The following is a 17169-nucleotide window of genomic DNA, read 5'->3' as shown; positions in this document are numbered from 1 at the left end:
CGGTGACCAGGTTCTGGACGGGTCTCGTCCTCGCGGCGGCCTGCCTTCTTGGCGCCGGCGGCGCGCCGGCGCACGCGGTCGGGGACGGCTTGTCGGACTTCTCCCATCGCTCGTGGACCGTGCGCGACGGGGCGCCGCCGGATGTGTGGACGCTGGGCGGCGGACGCGAAGGCGTGCTCTGGCTCGGGACGGGCATGGGGCTCTACCGCTTCGACGGCCTGCGCTTCGAGCGCTACCGGCCCGGGGATCCGTCCCTGCCGGCGCTCAACATCAACGCGCTGCTGGTCGACGACGACCGTTCGCTGTGGCTCGGGCTGTTCGACGGCGGCATCGTGCAGTTGCGCGAGGGGCGGGTCGTGCGCTACGGCGCCGACCGGGGCCTGCCGGGCGGTCGCGTGCTGAGACTGGTGCGTGCTTCTGGTGCGTTGTGGGCGGCGGCGGGCAAGGGCCTGGCGCGTTTCGACGGGCGCCGCTGGTCCCGCGTCGGCGAGGCGCAGGGGTATCCGGAGCCCGGGGCCGAATACCTGTTCCGCGACCGGCAGGGCACGCTCTGGGTCAGTTCCGGCGAGCGGCTCTACCGGTTGGCCGCCGGCGCGGAGCGTTTCGAGTACACCGGCGTGTCGACGGGCCGCGCCGCGGTGATGACGCAGGACGGGCAGGACCGGCTCTGGCTGGCGGACGGACGCGGCGGCGTGCGGCCGTTGGGGCTGCCGGGATCCTGGCGCGCCTGGGCGTCGCTGCCGGAGACGGCCCCGGCGCCCGGACCGGTGCGGGCCGACGATCTCGCCGCCGCGCCGTTCTCTCCCAGCGTGGTGTCCTCCCGGGACGGGTCGCCGGTCTCCCTGGTCAAGCAGATGCTGTTCGCCAGCGACGGCGGCCTGTGGGTCACGGTGAACGGCCGCGGCGTGTTCCGCACCGACGCCGCGGACACGGCCCGGCTGCCGGCGGGCGAGCAGCTCGACTGGACGCGCGGGCGGTGGTTCACCGTCGCGGACGGGCTGGGCTCGTCGATCACCGTGCCGCTGGTGGAAAGCGACGACGGCGAGATCTGGGTCGGCACCAACGTCGGCGTGAGCAGTCTGCGCCAGCACCGCATCCAGCGCGTGACGCGGCTCGAGGACGCGGCCTCCACCGGCTTCAGCGTGCAGCCGGACGGCAGCGGCGTGCTGCTGTCGAGCTCTTCCGCCAGCTGGCGCGTCGATCCGCCCGGCGGCGCGGTGCGCGAGAACGGCGTCGATCCGCGGCCCCTGTCGCGCCGGCCGGCCACGCAGGCGGTGCGCGCGACCGACGGATCGCTCTGGCTGTGGGACAACGAGGCGCTCTGGCGTTCGCCGCCGGGCGGTCGCTGGGAACGCTGGACTCTGCCCCTGCCCGCCAGCCTGCGGGTCGCCGCGGAGAGCATGGCCGCGGATCCGACCGGCGGGCTGTGGCTGTCGCTGCACGACGTCGGCGTGTTCCACGCGACGCGGGCGGGCGTGGAGCGCGTCAAGGAGGCGGAACTGGACGGCGTGCCGCCGGGCGCGCTGGCGGTCGACGCGGATGGCGCGGTCTGGTTCGGGCACGACGGCGTGCTCGCGGGCATCGACGACCGCGGCCGGCGCCAGCGCTTCGGCCCGGAGCAAGGCCTGCAGGCCGGCCGCATCCTGACGGTGACCAACACCCGGCACGGACTCATCGTCGCCGGCGAGAACGGCGTGGCGCTGGGCCGCGACGGCCGTTTCTCGACGATCACGCTCGATCGTGATCCGGCCTTCGGGCGGGTGTCCGGCGTCGTCGAGTCCTTCGACGGGGATCTCTGGCTCAACGGCGCGCGCGGCCTGGTGCGTCTGGCCGCGGCGGAGGTGCCGTCGCTGTTCGTCGAAACGGCCCGGCCGCTGAGCTACCAGCTGCTCGACGCCGCCGACGGGCTGCCGGGCATCGCGCGGCAGGCCTCGGCGACGCCCACCGCCGTGCGGGATGCCCGCGGCCGGCTGTGGTTCGTGACCAACCTGGGCGTGGTCTGGCTGGATCCGGCGCGCACGCCCCGCAACTCGCGCGAGGTGGGCGTCGACGTGCAGGCCTTGATGGCCGGCGGACAGAGTTACCCGGCGGCGCAGGGTCAGGAGTTGCCGAAGGGCACGAACGCGCTGACGCTGCGTTACGCGGCGCGCGTGCTGAGCCGGGCGGACCAGGTCCGCTACCGGTTCCGGCTCACCGGCGTCGATGCCGACTGGCGCGACGCCGGCACGCAGCGGGAGGCGACCTATGCCAACCTCGGTCCCGGCGCCTACCGTTTCGAAGTGCTCGCGTCGAATCCGGACGGGCTCTGGAGCCGTCAGCCCACGGTGCTGTCGTTCCGGATCGCGCCCATGCTCCACCAGCATCCCGCATTCCGCTGGGCCGTGGCGCTGGCGTTGATCGTGGCCGTCTGGGGCGGCTACCGGCTGCGGGTGAGGTCGTTGCAGGCCCGGCTGCGTCAACGTCTGGCCGACCGCCACCGCGAGCGGGAACGCATCGCCCGCGACCTGCACGACACCCTGCTGCAGGGCTTCCAGGGCTTGCTGCTGGGCCTGGACGCCAGCGTCCGGCGCGTCGCCGACGCGGCGCTGCGGCACAAGATGGAACGCGACCTGACGCGCGCCGAGTCGCTGCTGGCCGAAGGGCGTGACCGCGTCGGGCAACTGCGGCAGCGTATCGATGATGAGGATGCGGCGGACCGCGATGACGACCGCGATGACGACCGCGATGACGACCGCGATGGCAGCGGCGATGACAGTGGCGTTGACGGCCTGGTCGATCGCCTGAGGCGCGCCGGGCAGGACCTCATCCGTGCGCCGGGCCAGTTCCGGATGTCGGTGAGCGGTGCGCCGCGCACACTGCCGGCGTCGGTGGAGGACGAGCTGATGCTCATCGCGCGCGAAGGGCTGGTCAATGCCGACCGCCATGCGCGGGCGACCGAGGTGACGCTGGCCCTGGACTATCGCGCCGACGCGGTGGTCCTGAGCGTGCGGGACAACGGCATCGGGCTGCCGCCGGACTGGGAATCGCGGCAGGCACGCGGGCTGCGCTACGGCATGTGCGGGATGCGGGAACGGGCTCGGCTGATGAACGCGGACTTCTCGATGCACAGCGTGCCGGGCGCCGGGACCGAGCTGGTGCTGCATGTGGCCGATCCGCGGCACGCAGGCTGGCGAGGACGCTGGCGGCAGGCGCGCACGCCGGTCTCTCCCTGAATTCCGCGACGCTCGGCCTCTCGACTCCCTCTCCCGCAGTGCGGGAGAGGGGCTTGAGTGGCTGGCCCTGAGGGGAGTAAGAGGAAGCGAGGCGGATCTCAGATCCAGCCGAGGTCGATGGCGCGAAGGACCGCCTGCGTGCGGTCCCGGACGCCCATCTTCGCGAACACCGCGGAGCAGTGGTTCTTGATCACCCCTTCGCTGTTGCCCAGCAGCGCGGCGATCTCGGTATTGCTGCGGCCGCTGGCCACCAGGCGCAGCACCTGGAGTTCCTTCGGACTGAGCGACTCGGGCTCCGGGGTCGCCGCGAAGGCGCGCTCCACCGGCGCGCGTTCCATGCGCTCGGTCAGCAGCGGCCGCAGCGCGGTCGATCCGCCGACCACGTCGCGCAGCGCCTGCACCAGCGTGTCCGGGCTGATCGCCTTCAGCAGGAACCCCCGCGCGCCGGCCCGCACCGCCTCGTCGAAGGCGGCCGTGTCGTCGAAGGTCGTCAGCAGCACCACCGGGATCTTCAGCGCCCGGGCCGCCAGCGCCCGGATCAGCCCGATCCCGTCCAGCCGCGGCATGCGCATGTCCGACAGGATCACGTCCGGCTGTTCGCGCGCCAGCAGCTCCAGCGCCTCCGCCCCGTCCGACGCCTCGCCGATCAGGCGGATGTCGTCGTGCAGCGCCAGCAGGCCCTTCAGCCCCTCGCGCACGAGCTGCTGGTCTTCCACCAGCAGCAGCTTGATCGTGTTCTCGCTCATGTCGTCTCCTTCCCTGGATGCGCCGGCCCGCTTCAGGCGCGCCGCGGGCAGTTCAATTCGATCAGGAATCCGGGGTGATGCCGCAGCACCTGCATCGTCCCGCCCAGTTCGGCCATGCGCTCCTGCATGCCCTTCAGGCCGTTGCCCTCGCGCAGCTTGCGCGTGCCCCGGCCATTGTCGTCAACCCGCACGCGCACCTGCGATCCGGTGGCCTCCACGGCCTCCAGGGTCACCCGCACGTGCGTCGCGCCGGCATGGCGCACCGCGTTGGTCACCGCCTCCTGCACGCAGCGCAGCAGCGCGTGCGCGCATCGCGGCGTCAGGTCTTGCGCGACCGGGTCCAGCGCCAGCTCGATCTGCGTGCTGGCGATGCCGTCCGCCAGCGTGCGCAGCGCCGCCTCAAGGTTGATGCGCTGGCTTTCACGCTCGCGCGACACGGCGGCGCGGACTTCGGCCAGCAGCCCCGCCGCGCCCATCTTGGCCTTCTCCACCGCCTGCGCCGCGCCCGGCTCGTCATGTCGCTTGAGCAGCGCCTCGCTGAGCTGCAGGTGGAGGTTGAGCGCGGTCAGATGGTGGCCCATCACGTCGTGCAGCTCGCGCGCCATGTGCAGGCGCTCGGCGTAGCGCAACTGCTCGATCTGCAGGCGCTCGCCGGATTGCTTCTCGGCCAGCATCGCCTGGAACCAGCGCCGGCGTTCGCCTTCGGCCGCGGCCAGCCGCCCCAGCCCGAAGGCCATGCCGTGCAGCGCCACCATGGACATCGACAGCCCCACGCTGTTGAGCCACCAGGGCATGTCGGGCTGGAGCTGCTCCAGCCGTTGCGCCTCGCTGGGCAGCAGCCAGTACAGGGCCACGTTGATCACCACCTGCGCCAGCGCGAAGTTGAAGGCGCGTCGCACGTTGAGCAGCAGCGCCGCCAGCACGGTGACCAGGAAGGGCAGGCCCGGCGTCACCAGCAGCGCCAGCAGGTTGAGCAGCACCACCCGGGACAGGGCGTTGCGCGGCGGCAGGTCCAGATGCTGCTGACGGGCCAGCCGCCAGAAATGCCAGGCGAACACCATCACCAGCCCGAGGCAGGTGAGCACGAACGGCGCGTCGTGCGTGGTGCCGCCGGTGCGGCGGTAGAGGCTGGCGAGGACCCCGTCGTAGGGCTCCGTCTGGTTGCCCATCAGGCCCCAGATGGCCGAACCCAGCTCCAGCAGGCAGATCGCGAGGGCGGCGATGCGCAGCACGAAGGCCGGCTGGGCGATGCGGGCGAGCAGACGATCGAGGGGGCGATCCAAGGGAACGATCCAGACAAGGCGGCGACAAGCTGCCAGCGTGCCACAGGTGACGACCGGCAGGGAAGCTGCGCATTGTCAGGGGACCGCCGCGGCGCGGTGCCGCCCTTGCGACGAGCGCCCCGAATCGCTGGATGAATTGCGTGCGGCCGAATCGGGCGGGCGCCCGTTACGCGATGGCCTCGGCGATCACGCCGCCGCCCAAGCAGACGTCGCCGTCGTAGAGCACGGCGCTCTGGCCCGGCGTCACGGCCCATTGCGCCTGCGGGAAATCCAGCCGGATGCTGCCTTCACCGGGCGTCAGCGCACAGGCGGCATCGGCCTGCCGGTAGCGGGTCTTGGCGCCGAAGCCGCCGAAGGCCGGTGCCGCGTCGGTCCAGCTCAGGTCCTGCGCGACCAGCCCGCGGCTCTGCAGCAGCGGGTGGTCGTGGCCCTGGACGACGACCAGCGTGTTGCTGTCCAGGTCCTTGCGGGCGACGAACCACGGCGCGTGCTCGCCGCCGCCCCGCGGCGCGCCCTTTTCCTTGACGCCGCCGATGCCCAGTCCCTGGCGCTGGCCCAGCGTGTAGAACGACAGGCCGACGTGCTCGCCCACCTTGCGGCCGCGGTCGTCCTTGATCGGACCGGGCTTCTGGGAGAGATAGCGGTTGAGGAACTCGCGGAACGGGCGTTCGCCGATGAAGCAGATGCCGGTCGAGTCCTTCTTCTTCGCGTTGGGCAGGCCGATCTCCTCGGCGATGCGGCGCACCTCGGTCTTGGGCAGGTCGCCGACCGGGAACATCGTCTTCTGCAACTGCGCCTGGTTGAGCCGGTGCAGGAAGTAGCTCTGGTCCTTCAGCGGATCCAGCCCCTTGAGCAGCTGCACGCGACCGTCGACCTCGCGCACCCGGGCGTAATGGCCGGTGGCGATCTTCTCGGCGCCCAGGCGCATCGCGTGGTCGAGGAAAGCCTTGAACTTGATCTCGGCGTTGCACAGCACGTCCGGGTTCGGCGTGCGGCCGGCCTGGTACTCGCGCAGGAACTCGGCGAAGACGCGGTCCTTGTATTCGGCGGCGAAGTTGACGTGCTCGATCTCGATGCCGATGACGTCCGCCACCGCCGCCGCGTCGACGAAGTCGATGTTGGAGGAGCAGTACTCGCTGTCGTCGTCGTCTTCCCAGTTCTTCATGAAGATGCCGACGACCTCGTGGCCCGCCTGCTTCAGCAGCCAGGCGGTCACGGCGGAATCAACGCCGCCGGACAGGCCGACGACGACGCGTTGCTTCTTGGGAGTCATGGGGCGGCATTGTCCCAAAGGTCGCAAAACCCCGTCCCTCACCCCCCATCCGGGTGTCAGGGATGGCTGACAAGGGTTTGCGCCGACGCCGACATGCGCGACCGCCATTGCCGACTCCTCCGCGTCCCGGCGCGGGCAGAAACTGGATGCAACAGGGAGCAGGAGGACAAGACCATGAACATCGTCATCGTCGACGGATCCATCACCGCACGGGCGCAATGGCAGGCGCTGCTGGCGCGGGAGCCGCAGATCCACGTGGTGGGGGAGGCCGGCTGCGAGGAGACCGCCCTCCAGGTCATCACGCGGACGCAGCCGGACGTGGTCCTGATGGACCTGGCGTTGCAGCCCGGCAGCGGCCTGCGGGTGCTGCGGGCAATCCGGCAACTGGGCGTCGGCGCCCGGGTGATCGTGCAGACCCTCAGCTATTACGAAGACATGCGGCGCGCCTGCGCGGAGCACCGCATCTCGGGCTTCTTCGAGAAGGGCAGCCAGACCGACGAGGTGCTGGCCATGCTGCGAGGCTGGCGCGCGCCGCTGCACGCGGACGAGCACGAGCGCCAGGCCGCGGTGGATGGGCTGGATGTGCCGTCGCGTGCCCACCTCGCCTTCGATGAACTGGCCGACCTGGCCTGCGATATCAGCGGCGGCGCCATGGCGGCGGTGGGCCTGGTCGACGGCGAGGCGTTGCGGCTGATCGGCACTTCCGGCCTGCACCTGCGGCAGATGCCGCGGGCGCGCGGCCTGTGCACGCACGTGATGCACCACGGCCCCCTGCAGGAGGTGCCCGACACCTGGCACGACGAGCGCTTCGTGGACCATCCGCTGGTCCAGGGCGCGCCCTACGTGCGCTTCTACGCGTCGGTGCCGCTGTCGCTGTCGACCGGCGAGGTCGTCGGCAGCCTGTGCGTGATGGACCGGCTGCCGCGCCGTCTGCGCGAACGGCAGCGCGAGTCGCTGATGACGCTGGCGCGCTGCGCGGTCAACGAGCTGGAAGCCTGCCGGCGCGAGCCGCGCCACACCAGGCAGACGACCAGCGCCGCGATGACCCTCTGAGCGCGGTGGCGCTCAAGGGGCGCTCAACGGTCACTCAAGGGGCGTTCAATGCGGCCAGGCCCGGGGCGCGTACAGCGACGGATGGCCGCTCACCGCCTCGATCGGCAGGCGCCGGCCAGCGGCGTGGTCCTCGATGCACTGCAGGATCAGCGGGCTGCGATGGCGATCCTGGCTGGCGCGGATCTCGTCCAGCGTCAGCCACAGCGTGCGCTGGATGGGGTCGTCGAACGGGCGACCCGGGATCTGCTCGCCGACCCGGCCGGTGAACGCCAGGCGCACGTAGGTGACGTCGTCGTTGCGGTCGGGACGCAGGAATCGCGACATGTAGACGCCGAGGAAGGCGTCCGGCGTGAACGGCCGGGCGGTTTCCTCGAGGACTTCGCGGACGACGGCGTCGATCGCGGACTCCGCCTGCTCCAGGTGGCCGGCGGGGTTGTTGAGCAGCAAACCGTCGCGGGTGAGCTCTTCGACCAGCAGGTAGCGGCCGTCCTGTTCGATCACGGCGGCGACGGTGACGCTGGGCTTGAATCGTTCGGTCATTGGTCCTTCCTGAAAGGGCGGCGCGAGCCGCGGCGCCAATGCCGGGTGCGGCCACCGCTTGGGGTGCGGGCCGCATTGTGAACGCCGAAAATGAAAATCCCCGGCGTGCCGGGGATTTGTCATCAGGACAGGGGGTCAGCGACGACCGCGGTCATGGTCGTCCCGGTCGCGATCGGGACCGCGTCCATGGTCGTGGTCCGGGCCTCGGCCATGGTCCCGGTCCGGGCCACGGTCGGGACCGCGGCCGTGACCGTGACCGTGATCGTGGTCGTCGCGCCAGTCGCGGCGGCCGTCCGGACGCCAGCGGTACTCGGTGTGCTCGCGGCGGTACTGCGGCGCGTAGACGTCGCGGTACCAGGTCTCCTTGACGAAGTACACCGGGCGGCCGCACGCGTTGTAGCGTCCGCAGTAACGCGACCAGTTCTTCTGGTGGCCAGGGGGCACCATCAGATACACCGCGGGTTGCGGCGCGGGGACGCGCTGCACCAGCACCGGGCGTTCGTACACGACCTGCGGCCGGACGTTGCCGATGTCGATCTGGCCGTAGAAGCCCGGCTCACCGATGCTCACCGACACGCCGACGTCCGCCGCCTGGGACGCCATCGGCGCCAGGGCCGCGATTGCCAACGCACTGCTGAAAACCATCTTCTTGATCATGGGGTGACTCCTTTCGGGGGTCATTGGACGCCTCTATTTAACGTCGCTTTCACCCCTTCGGACGACTGCTGTTCACCACTCGAAACAGCATTGCGGGGACATTGCCGACCCGTTGCCTCCGGGTTGCGAACGCGCCCCATCCTGGTGAAAACCCCTGTCGCGGGCGAGCTTCGCCCAGGGCGGTCACCCGGTTAAGCTCGCCCGGACCCTGAATCGGACGGAGGACCTCCAGATGCTGATCGGTGTGCCGCAGGAAAGCGCGGCGGGAGAGACGCGCGTCGCCGCGACGCCGGAAACCGTCAAGAAGCTCGTCGCGCAGGGCCATGCGCTGCGGGTGGAGCGCGGCGCGGGGCTGAACGCCAGCGCCACCGACGAGGCGTTCGCCGCCGCCGGCGCGGAGATCGTCGACCGGGCCGCCGCCTTCGGCGCCGACCTGGTGCTCAAGGTGCGGTCGCCCGATCCAGGGGAACTCCCGCTGTTCAAGGCCGGCGCGGTGCTCGTCGGCATGCTGAATCCGTTCGACCGCGATGGCCTGGAGCGTCTGGCCGCCGCACGCCTGACCGCCTTCGCGCTGGAGGCCGCGCCGCGGACCTCGCGCGCGCAGAGCATGGACGTGCTGTCCAGCCAGGCCAACATCGCCGGCTACAAGGCGGTGATGCTGGGCGCCTTCCATTACCAGCGCCTGTTCCCGATGCTGATGACCGCCGCCGGCACGATCAAGGCGGCGCGGGTGGTCGTGCTCGGCGTCGGCGTCGCCGGCCTGCAGGCGATCGCGACGGCCAAGCGGCTGGGCGCGGTGATCGAAGCCTCGGACGTGCGGCCCGCCGTCAAGGAGCAGGTCGAGTCGCTCGGCGCCAAGTTCATCGACGTGCCCTACGAGACCGACGAGGAACGCGAAGCCGCGGTCGGCGTCGGCGGTTATGCCCGTCCGATGCCGCCGGGCTGGCTGCAGCGTCAGCAGGTCGAGGTCGCCAAGCGCGTCGCGCAGGCCGATGTCGTCATCACCACCGCGCTGATCCCCGGCCGGCCGGCGCCGGTGCTGGTCACCGAGGACATGGTCCGCGCGATGAAGCCCGGCTCGGTGATCGTCGACATCGCCGCGCCCGCCGGCGGCAACTGCCCGCTGACCGAGCCCGGCCAGACCGTGCGCAAGCACGGCGTCACGCTGGTCGGCGAGACCAACCTGCCCGCGCTGGTCGCGGCGGATTCGTCCTCGCTCTACGCGCGCAACCTGCTGGACTTCCTCAAGCTGGTGCTGACGAAGGAAGGCGGCTTCGCGCTGCCGGCCGACGACGACATCGTCACCGCCTGCCTCGTCGCGCACGAGGGCCAGGTGTTGCGCAAGGCCTGACCCCTCTCGATCCCTGTTTTCCTGGAAGGAGCTCTCCGCATGGACGCCGTCTCCCCCACCCTGATCAACCTGACGATCTTCGTGCTGGCCATCTACGTCGGCTACCACGTCGTCTGGACCGTCACGCCCGCGCTGCACACGCCGCTGATGGCCGTGACCAACGCGATTTCCGCCATCGTCATCGTTGGCGCGATGCTCGCCGCCGCGCTCACGGAGACCACGCTCGGCAAGGGACTGGGGACCTTCGCCGTCGCGCTGGCGGCGGTGAACGTCTTCGGCGGCTTCCTCGTCACGCGGCGGATGCTGGAGATGTTCAAGAAGAAGGAACGGAAGTCGCCCGCCGGAAGCAAGGGCGACGAGGTCGGCCAACCCGCGAAGAAAGGCTGACCGATGTCAATGAATCTCGTCACCCTGCTGTACCTGATCGCCAGTGTCTGCTTCATCCAGGCGTTGAAAGGCCTGTCGCATCCGACGACGTCGATCCGAGGCAACGTCTTCGGCATGGTCGGCATGACCATCGCCGTGCTGACGACCGGCGCGCTGATCCTCAAGCTCGCCGGCGGACAGACGCTCGGCCTGGGCTACGTGCTCGGCGGCCTCGTCATCGGCGGCGGCATCGGCACGATCATGGCGCAGCGCGTCGAGATGACCAAGATGCCGGAGCTGGTCGCCTTCATGCACAGCATGATCGGCCTGGCCGCCGTGTGCATCGCCGGTGCCGCCGTCGTGGAGCCGCATGCCTTCGCCATCGCGCCGCGCGGCGAGCCCATCCCCGGCGGCAACCGCATCGAGCTCGCGCTCGGCTGCTTCATCGGCGCGGTGACCTTCTCGGGCTCGGTGATCGCCTTCGGCAAGCTCAGCGGCAAGTACAGGTTCCGGCTGTTCCAGGGCGCGCCCGTCACATTCCCCGGCCAGCACTGGCTGAACGCGATCCTCGGCCTGGCCGCGGCCTTCTTCCTCTTCGGCTTCTGGCATTCGCAGAGCACGATGGACTTCGTCCTCGTCGCGCTGCTGGGCTTCGCGCTGGGCGTGCTGCTGATCATCCCCATCGGCGGCGCCGACATGCCGGTGGTCGTGTCCATGCTCAACAGCTACTCCGGCTGGGCGGCGGCGGGCATCGGCTTCTCGCTCAACAACAGCATGCTGATCATCGCCGGCTCGCTGGTGGGCAGCTCCGGGGCGATCCTGAGCTACATCATGTGCAAGGCGATGAACCGCTCGTTCTTCAACGTGATCCTGGGCGGCTTCGGCGCGGAGGCCGGCGGGGCCGCCGCCACTGCGCAGCAGCGCAACGTGAAGAGCGGCAGCGCCGACGACGCCGCCTTCATCCTCGGCAACGCCGAGAGCGTGATCATCGTCCCCGGCTACGGCCTGGCGGTGGCGCGCGCGCAGCATGCGGTCAAGGAGCTCGCGCAGAAGCTGATCGACAAGGGCGTGACGGTCCGCTACGCGATCCATCCGGTCGCCGGCCGCATGCCCGGCCACATGAACGTGCTGCTCGCGGAGGCGGAGGTGCCCTACGACCAGGTGCACGAGATGGAGGACATCAACGCCGAGTTCGGCCAGACCGACGTGGCGATCATCCTCGGCGCCAACGACGTGGTGAACCCCGCCGCGCTGCAGAAGGGCAGTCCGATCTTCGGTATGCCCATCCTCGAGGCGTACAAGGCGCGAACCATCATCGTCAACAAGCGGTCGATGGCGGCGGGTTATGCGGGTCTGGACAACGAGCTCTTCTACATGGACAAGACCATGATGGTCTTCGGTGACGCGAAGAAGGTGGTCGAGGACATGCTCAAGGCGGTCGAGTAGGGCATCGACGGGGCGGTCCTCGCGCGACTGCCGTCACCTTCCAGCAATATCGGTAGGTGGCCTACCGCCTTGGGTGGGAGATTCATATCCAGCGCGCAAGTCGAGGTCGATGCGGCCGGCGACTGCCATGGACAGACTGTGGGACCCTGATTTCCCACCGTCCATGATGTCCGATTCCCAGAAATTGTTGCCTGGCGTTCGCGCGCCGCAAGCGTCGACAGACTCCCCCGCGCCCCGTCCCCAAGGGCGCCGCGTTCCTCCCGACAAAAACGAGCGCATCGACGAGCCGGTAGCGGTTCCCGCTGACGCCCCGCCGCAGCCCGCCGACCTTGGGAATTCCCCGGCTGGGGGCGACGCCGTTGCGACCACAGTTGCCGACGCCGGAGTGGTTGACGCCGCAGTGGTTGACGCCGCAGTCGCTGACGCCGACACGGCCAAGACCTCGCAGGAGGCGCACCCGACGCGCGACGACCGCTCCGCCGCGCTGCTGGCGGCGGGGCTCGGTCTGCTGGGCATCGGCGGTGCGGCGAGTCTCGCGGGATCGTCGTCCGCGAGCAGCCCGCCGCCGTCCGTCGTCATCGATCCGCCGACGCCCGATCATCCGAAGTCGGACCCCTCCCTGCCGGACCATCCGAATCCCGATCATCCGAACCCCGATCATCCCAACCCCGACCAGTCCAAGCCTGATCAACCGCAACAGCCCGACCCCGGCAAATCCGACCCCCAGCCACACACGGATCCGGATCCGACGCCTTCGGCACATGTGCCGGCCGCGCCCACGTTGTCGCTGGCCTCCGACACCGGGCGCAGCGATCACGACGCCGTCACCGCGTCCGGCGCGGTGAACGTCGCGGGCCTGGAAGCGGGCGCCACGCTCGCCATCAGCCTCGACGGGGGCAAGACCTGGACGTCGCGCGGCGGCGACGCGGTCCTGCCGGATTCGCTGTTCGGGGCCGACGGTGCCAAGCATCTCGCGGTCAAGCAGATCGACGCGGCCGGCAACGAGGGCGCGGTCGCGGACCTGTCCTTCGTGCTGGACCGGACGGCGCCCGACGCGCCGCGCTGGACGATGCCGGTCGACAAGCCGGCGCTGGGCGCTGCCGACGTCATCACGCTCCAGGGCGTCGAAGCGGACGCACTTGTCGAATATCGGACGGATGCAGCGGCGCCGTGGCTCATCGCGGCAGACGGACAGATTCCGACCGCGGGGTTCCAACACGAGGGCCCCACGCGCATCGAGGTGCGCCAGACCGATGTGGCCGGCAACGTGAGTCCGGAGACGGTGCTGTCGGCCAGGCTGGACCTCACGCCGCCCGTGGCGCCCACGCTCGTGTTGCTCAACGACACGGGCGCCAGCAGCACCGACGGCATCACCTCGTCGGGCGATGTCCGTGTGGGCCAGCTCGAGCCCGGCGCCACGCTGCTGGTGAGCACGAATGGCGGCGACTGGAACGAGTGGGCGGCCGGCACGACCGTGGTGAACGTCGCTTCGCTGCTGCCGGGTCTGGCGACCGTGCAAGTCAAGCAGGTCGATGCCGCCGGCAACGCCGGCGAGGCGTCGACGCTGACGTTCACGCTGGACCAGGAGGCGCTGATCCCCAACTGGACTTCCTCCAGCAGGCAGCGGCAGCCAGGAGGGGCCGGACCGGACCAGGTGAGCCTCAATGCGCTGGATGACTTCACGATCAGTCTCCACAGCGTTGGCGCCCGTCATCAGGACAGCCTGTCCTACCGCGTCGATGGCGGGGCATGGCGGGAGCCGCCCGTCGACGGCCGTCTCCCCTTGAGCACGTTCGGGGCCGACGGCAAGCATCTGCTGGAATTGCGCGAGACCGATCTGGCCGGCAACGAGGGCCTGAGGAAGGTCGAGGTGACCCTCGACGCGACACCGCCGGTGGCGCCGACGCTCGCGCTTTTCCACGATGACGGCCCGAGCGCGACGGACCACGTGACCACCGACGGCCGGGTGGTGATCTCCGGCCCGGATCTGCTGGGCCTGGACTTCCAGTCCCGTCTCAACGGAGGGGGCTGGGTGGACGAGCGGCTGGGGGACAACTCCCCCCGCATCTACAGCAACGGCCCAGGCGTGATCGACTTGGAAGTGCGATTCATCGACGCCGCGGGCAATGTCGGTCCGTCCAGCGCTCTCCACTACAAGGTCGTTCACCCCGGCGACGATATCCCCCCGCCTGCGGTGCCCGCGCTCACGTTCGTCGGCCCCACCGTCGTGAATCAGGACGGCCTGCGCGTCTCAGCGGCACCTGATCTCAAGGTGACCGGCTTGGAGAGTGGCAATGCGACGTTCTACAGCCTGGATCAAGGGCGCTCCTGGACAGCGTTCAGCGGCGATACCCTGCCGGCCACGATTTTCGGCGTCTCCTCCAACGGGCATGAGGACCAGAACGTGCAGGTCAAGCAGGTGGACCGCGCCGGGAATGAGGCCGTCAGCGCTCCGCTGCATTTCATCTTCGACAACTTCACGCCGGTCCTCTCCTGGCAACCGCCCTCCCAGATTGGCCCGGACGGAGCATCGGCGGTCTACGGCCCCGACGGGGTTCCGCTGAAGAAGCCCGTGCTTGGTCGGGAGGACACATTGACCCTCTTTGGCATTGAGCCTGAAGCTCGACCGGAATTCAGTTTGGACAATGGAGCCCACTGGTCGGCCGTTTCTGGAACGGCCTTCGGTGGATCGGCCAACATGTGGTCTGTGGCGATCAAGGCGCTGTTCGATGGTCAAGCCGATGGCAACTACGCCTTGTCGCTGCGGCAGATCGATCTCGTCGGCAACGTGAGCGCCGTGTCGAGCGGTCCAATTTCCGTGGACGTCCATGCGCCAGCCCAGCCGACACTTGCGCTCAGGCACGATGACGGATCCAGTGCCACGGATCGCGTGACGTCCGATGGCACGTTCGTGATCACGGCACAGGAGCCTGGCTCGAAAGTCCAGTACAGCTTCCGGGGTGAGTCCATGTGGCATGACGCAGGGACCATGACGGGACAGCAGTTCGTCCTCCAGGACTACAACCCGAACGGCTTGTACGGTCCCATGACCATGGCGGTGCGCTTGCTCGACGCCGTGGGCAACGTCAGCACGTCGACGTCCCTGAGCTTCACGATGGTTCATCCGCCCCTCTGAGGCGCGGCTGTTCGCCCCCTAGGTCCGAGGTGTCGCCGACACCCGCGATGACCTAGCATCTGCCGCGGCCGGCCTCTTGCGGGGTCGGCCGTTCCCTTTCCTGTGCGGCGTTGGGGGCGACTTGGCGGTATTCACCCGATCGATGGAGGGCCGTCCAGCAACGGCGACGGTGTCGATCCGGCGGCTCGTGCTGCTGGTGGCACTGCCGTTGCTGGTGCTCTGGGCCGTCCATCTGTTCTCGCAGCACTACGGCACCGCGATGCCGGCGCAGGTGCTGCGTCTGACCGAGGCCCGCCTGCTCCCGGGGGATGCGCGCGATCCCGCGCAGGTCCCGGGCGCGTTGCCCGACGCGCCGGGACACATGGTGGCGCTGCCGGTGCAGATCCACGAGACCGACGCGCCCGGCCCGCTCCGGTTCGCGCTCGACTTCCGGCTGGACCGGGCCGCCGAAGCGCCGTACTGGCTCGTGATCCAGCATCGTCCCGCCGCGACGGTCTATCTGGACGGCCAGTTGATCGCGACCTCCAGCCCGGGCGGCGGCGATGCGGCCGAGGACGAGGACGACCTCGCGCAACGCGGCCTGCTGCTCGCCGGACGCCGCCTGCAGGTCAGCATTCCGCCCGCGATGCTGCCCGCCGGCGAGCATCGGCTCACGCTGCGCCTGTCACGTCCGGGCTTCGAGGGCGCCGGGCTGTCCGCGCCGCTGCTGGGGCCGTCGGTGCAGATCCGCGCGCTGCAGGAAGGTCGTCGCTTCTGGCAGGTCGTCCGCGTGACGACGGCGCTCGCCGGCATCGTGATCGGCGCGTTCATGCTGATGGTCTGGCTCGCCTTGCGCCAGGAGTGGCTGTACGGCGTCACCGGCCTGTTCTGCCTGTGCACGGCGCTGCTGCTGTCACCCTATCTGCTCAACGGTGCGCTCTTCCCGGCGCCCTGGTGGCGCGTGGCGCTCGATCTGGCCGACGTGCTCTCGAAGGCGGGACTGCTGTTCCTCGTCGCGCGGCTGTCGGGCATCGCGGCGCGCTGGCCGGAGAAGATGGCCGTCGCCTACCTGGTGCTCGGCACCGGGATCGACGGCGCCGCCGCCTTCCTGGGCTGGAGCTGGACCGACTTCCATCACCCCTGGCCCTGGTGGGCGCTCGGCAGCCGCACCGTGGTGCTGGGCGCCGCCGCGCTGCTCGCGGCCCGCGCCGCGCTGGCGACGCCCCGGCGCGCCCATCTGGTCGGCGCCTGCGCGGTGGCGTTGTCGGCCTGGGTCTGGCTCTATGTGAGCTGGTTCGCGCTCGTGCTGTCCCGGCAGATGAGTGTGGTCGACATCAACGTCGTCGGCCATGCGGCGTTGATCGCGATCGCGGGCGTGGCGCTGCAGCGGCGTTTCGTCGGCTCGCTGCGCGACGAGGCGATGGCGCGCATCCGGCTCGAGCAGGCGCTCGACGCCCGGACCCGCGAGCTGCAGGACCGGTGGGAGGACCTGCAGGACAGCGAACGTCAGCGCACCGCCGCCCAGGAGCGCGAGCGCCTGCTGCAGGAGATGCACGACGGCCTGGGCTCGCAGCTGGTGACCGCGCGGCTGTGCGCTGAACGCGGCGTGTCGCCGCAATCGCTGGTCGAACAGCTCGACGAGTGCATCCGCGAGATGCGGCTGACCGTCGACGCGCTCGCCGTCACCGACGGCGATCTCACGCTGCTGCTCGCCAACCTGCGGCACCGGATGGCGCCGCGGCTGCAGGACGCGGGGCTCGAACTCGACTGGCAACTGACCGACGTGCCGCTGCTGCCGACGCTGCGCGGCACCGGCGGCCGCGAGCTGATCCGCATCGTGCAGGAGGCGCTCAGCAACGTCATCCACCACGCCGGCGCGACGCGGGTCCGTTTTTCGACGCGCGTCGACGAGGCACGGGGACAGGTCTTGCTGTCCATCGTCGACAACGGCTGCGGGATGGCGGCCGACCTGCGCCAGGGCAACGGCCTGCGCGGCATGCGCCGCCGCGCGGAGCGCATCGCCGCCGACATCGACTGGCGTGCGCCGGAGGAAGCGCCGGTCGAGGGCGGCACCGAACTGTTGCTGCGTCTGCCCCTGCGCGTCGGCAATTGAGTCGCTCCCGACAC

Annotated in this window: 12 protein-coding genes; 7 read left to right on the top strand and 5 right to left on the bottom strand. The window is 70.2% G+C overall.

The annotated features are described in order from the left end of the window. Window positions 1-2: 2 nt before the first annotated feature. Window positions 3-3212 (top strand): sensor histidine kinase, encoded by a 3210-nt coding sequence (locus tag PV762_RS21030; protein WP_421036950.1) that lies wholly within the window; start codon window positions 3-5, stop codon window positions 3210-3212. Between the two features lie 98 nt (window positions 3213-3310). Here the strand turns inward: PV762_RS21030 and PV762_RS21025 are convergent, their stop codons facing one another. The 3 genes from PV762_RS21025 to mnmA all read right to left on the bottom strand — a co-directional run bounded on the left by PV762_RS21025 (window position 3311) and on the right by mnmA (window position 6514). Then, window positions 3311-3958, bottom strand: coding sequence for a response regulator (locus tag PV762_RS21025; RefSeq protein WP_088408610.1), 648 nt, complete (start codon window positions 3956-3958; stop codon window positions 3311-3313). A gap of 32 nt (window positions 3959-3990) precedes the next feature. Continuing rightward, entirely contained in the window at window positions 3991-5241 is a 1251-nt protein-coding gene (locus PV762_RS21020) for a sensor histidine kinase (protein ID WP_421036949.1), read from the bottom strand. Between the two features lie 166 nt (window positions 5242-5407). After that, window positions 5408-6514 carry a tRNA 2-thiouridine(34) synthase MnmA gene (mnmA, locus tag PV762_RS21015; protein ID WP_421036948.1) on the bottom strand — a complete coding sequence of 369 codons (1107 nt, stop codon included), beginning with the start codon at window positions 6512-6514 and terminating at the stop codon, window positions 5408-5410. A 174-nt stretch (window positions 6515-6688) separates the two neighbouring features. Here mnmA and PV762_RS21010 point away from each other — a divergent pair, with 174 nt between their 5' ends. Further along, on the top strand, window positions 6689-7567 hold the full coding sequence (locus tag PV762_RS21010; RefSeq protein ID WP_421036947.1) for a response regulator: 879 nt from the start codon (window positions 6689-6691) through the stop codon (window positions 7565-7567). Between the two features lie 45 nt (window positions 7568-7612). Here PV762_RS21010 and PV762_RS21005 read toward each other — a convergent pair whose 3' ends face one another. After that, entirely contained in the window at window positions 7613-8107 is a 495-nt protein-coding gene (locus PV762_RS21005) for an NUDIX hydrolase (protein ID WP_421036946.1), read from the bottom strand. 135 nt (window positions 8108-8242) lie between these two features. Next, window positions 8243-8764 carry a hypothetical protein gene (locus tag PV762_RS21000; protein ID WP_421036945.1) on the bottom strand — a complete coding sequence of 174 codons (522 nt, stop codon included), beginning with the start codon at window positions 8762-8764 and terminating at the stop codon, window positions 8243-8245. 232 nt (window positions 8765-8996) lie between these two features. Here PV762_RS21000 and PV762_RS20995 point away from each other — a divergent pair, with 232 nt between their 5' ends. From PV762_RS20995 to PV762_RS20975, 5 genes are all read left to right on the top strand, one after another. Then, window positions 8997-10115, top strand: a complete 1119-nt coding sequence (locus tag PV762_RS20995; protein ID WP_421036944.1) for a Re/Si-specific NAD(P)(+) transhydrogenase subunit alpha — start codon at window positions 8997-8999, stop codon at window positions 10113-10115. Window positions 10116-10154: 39 nt separating this feature from the next. Then, on the top strand, window positions 10155-10502 hold the full coding sequence (locus PV762_RS20990; protein ID WP_421036943.1) for an NAD(P) transhydrogenase subunit alpha: 348 nt from the start codon (window positions 10155-10157) through the stop codon (window positions 10500-10502). A 3-nt stretch (window positions 10503-10505) separates the two neighbouring features. Continuing rightward, window positions 10506-11927, top strand: coding sequence for an NAD(P)(+) transhydrogenase (Re/Si-specific) subunit beta (locus PV762_RS20985; RefSeq protein ID WP_421036942.1), 1422 nt, complete (start codon window positions 10506-10508; stop codon window positions 11925-11927). Window positions 11928-12054: 127 nt separating this feature from the next. Then, window positions 12055-15063, top strand: a complete 3009-nt coding sequence (locus PV762_RS20980; RefSeq protein ID WP_421036941.1) for a hypothetical protein — start codon at window positions 12055-12057, stop codon at window positions 15061-15063. 121 nt (window positions 15064-15184) lie between these two features. Next, complete coding sequence (locus PV762_RS20975) at window positions 15185-17155, top strand: sensor histidine kinase (RefSeq protein ID WP_421036940.1); 1971 nt, start codon at window positions 15185-15187, stop codon at window positions 17153-17155. Window positions 17156-17169 lie beyond the last annotated feature (14 nt).

The sequence above is a fragment of the Mitsuaria sp. CC2 genome (genome assembly GCF_048957715.1).
Taxonomy (GTDB): Bacteria; Pseudomonadota; Gammaproteobacteria; order Burkholderiales; family Burkholderiaceae_C; genus Roseateles.
This window is presented reverse-complemented; position numbering and strand designations above follow the sequence as displayed.

What these genes read in the sequence shown, in the direction of transcription:
- PV762_RS21010 (WP_421036947.1), top strand. Translation starts at nt 6,689, where the DNA reads ATGAACATCGTCATCGTCGACGGATCCATCACCGCACGGGCGCAATGG.
- PV762_RS20985 (WP_421036942.1), top strand. Translation starts at nt 10,506, where the DNA reads ATGTCAATGAATCTCGTCACCCTGCTGTACCTGATCGCCAGTGTCTGC.
- mnmA (WP_421036948.1), bottom strand. Translation starts at nt 6,514, where the DNA reads ATGACTCCCAAGAAGCAACGCGTCGTCGTCGGCCTGTCCGGCGGCGTT.
- PV762_RS21005 (WP_421036946.1), bottom strand. Translation starts at nt 8,107, where the DNA reads ATGACCGAACGATTCAAGCCCAGCGTCACCGTCGCCGCCGTGATCGAA.
- PV762_RS21025 (WP_088408610.1), bottom strand. Translation starts at nt 3,958, where the DNA reads ATGAGCGAGAACACGATCAAGCTGCTGCTGGTGGAAGACCAGCAGCTC.
- PV762_RS20995 (WP_421036944.1), top strand. Translation starts at nt 8,997, where the DNA reads ATGCTGATCGGTGTGCCGCAGGAAAGCGCGGCGGGAGAGACGCGCGTC.
- PV762_RS20990 (WP_421036943.1), top strand. Translation starts at nt 10,155, where the DNA reads ATGGACGCCGTCTCCCCCACCCTGATCAACCTGACGATCTTCGTGCTG.
- PV762_RS21000 (WP_421036945.1), bottom strand. Translation starts at nt 8,764, where the DNA reads ATGATCAAGAAGATGGTTTTCAGCAGTGCGTTGGCAATCGCGGCCCTG.
- PV762_RS20980 (WP_421036941.1), top strand. Translation starts at nt 12,055, where the DNA reads ATGGACAGACTGTGGGACCCTGATTTCCCACCGTCCATGATGTCCGAT.